Raw genomic sequence first — 1294 nt, 5'->3', positions numbered from 1 at the left:
CCCCCCCCCCTTGCAATTTACACTGACACCGCATACAACTTGTATGTTCTTAAATCTTTCAACCCACGGGAGTAGACTTATGAAACAAAACATCATCGTTGTCTTATTCAACATCTCCAGCGAAGCTTATCAAGCCTTTTCTGAATTGAAAGCTTACTCGCAGACAACAGATGCTTTGGTGGCACAAGCCGTTTTGATTAAAAAGGAAAATGGTCTGATTATCCCAGCAGAAAGCACCGACTTTACCGCCAATACGGTCGAAGGCACATGGACGGGCGGCCTCATTGGTTCACTGGTCGGCATTCTCGGCGGTCCTATCGGTGTTCTGTTGGGTGGAGCTACTGGCGCACTCATCGGCAGTGATGCAGGCACTGCCCAAACATTGGGAGAGGGGTTGTTGCTGGAAAATACAGCCAAAAAACTGGATAACGGCAGTACTGCAATCATTATTTTGGCGCAAGAATCCGACGAAGCTGTATTGGATGCCTTCTTCCACCGTTTCAAAACCGTTATTCTCCGGCAAGATGCAGCCGTTGCCCAACAGGACGTATTGGCAGCAATAGAAGCGCAGGAAGAAGTGGCACGTCAGGCACACGAAGCGTGGAAAAAACAGCGCAAAGCCGAGCGCAAAGAGAAAGTGGAAGCCTTCAAGGCCGACATCAAACAAAAATTCGACAAATTGGCAGCCAAGTTGAAATAACACTGCCACCAACCCAAGGTATGTAACCGCTCAAATTTTCCGTTTCGGATGCATGCCAAACCGGTTTGAGGCTACCTGAAAATCTATTTTTCAGGTAGCCTCTCCCTTTTTCATGCCCCGCCAAACCATCATGCTCACCCCGCAAAGCTGCGACCTATTCCAACGCCCATTTTTCCAGTTCGCCCAAATCCGCCAATACCAGCCCGAAACCGAAGCGCAAACCAAGCAAGGCCGACTACAAAGCCGCGTGGCAAGTGTGGCGCACGTTGGTTTTACAGGTAGCCTCACAACTGGGCGCGGGCTTTGCCCCGCCGCATATCGAACGCTGGTGCAACGGCTGGCAGCGCGACCTGGCTAGTCGAAACCCTGCACCGCCTGCTGCCAGTGTACGAAGCCTGCCACAATGTGCGGCTGTGAGCGGAAGCAAGCTTCCCCCATCTGCCGTTAAGGCTACCTGAAATCTAAAAGAAACAAACAAAACCAATGACCAAACGCCGAACCTTCCTCATTCTGACCATCCTCTTCACCCTGCTCTTCATCGCATTGGTAACGTTGGGCGCCTACCTGCTTTCCATCCAAAGCAAACAATTCGCC

At 51.1% G+C, this 1294-nt stretch carries 2 protein-coding genes and 1 pseudogene; all 3 read left to right on the top strand.

Annotated features, from left to right (window positions below; all coding sequences use genetic code 11):
- Window positions 1–79 precede the first annotated feature (79 nt).
- The gene (locus HMPREF3277_RS07980) at window positions 80–700 is read left to right on the top strand and encodes a DUF1269 domain-containing protein (RefSeq protein WP_003741838.1); all 621 of its coding nucleotides are present in this window, start codon (window positions 80–82) and stop codon (window positions 698–700) included.
- A gap of 130 nt (window positions 701–830) precedes the next feature.
- Window positions 831–1044, top strand: a pseudogene (locus tag HMPREF3277_RS13810) (HI_0552 family protein); the annotation flags it as partial.
- Window positions 1045–1183: 139 nt separating this feature from the next.
- On the top strand, window positions 1184–1294 hold a 111-nt coding region (locus HMPREF3277_RS15780), incomplete at its 3' end, for an NGO_0222 family membrane protein (RefSeq protein ID WP_321178031.1).

It is taken from the genome of Neisseria sp. HMSC70E02 (assembly GCF_001838645.1).
GTDB classification, from domain to species: domain Bacteria; phylum Pseudomonadota; class Gammaproteobacteria; order Burkholderiales; family Neisseriaceae; genus Neisseria; species Neisseria macacae.
Note: the sequence above shows the minus strand (reverse complement) of the source record. Positions and strands in the feature narration are given on the sequence as shown.

Bases quoted from the DNA above. Each gene is read 5' to 3' on its own strand.
- HMPREF3277_RS07980 (WP_003741838.1), top strand. From the start codon at position 80: ATGAAACAAAACATCATCGTTGTCTTATTCAACATCTCCAGCGAAGCT.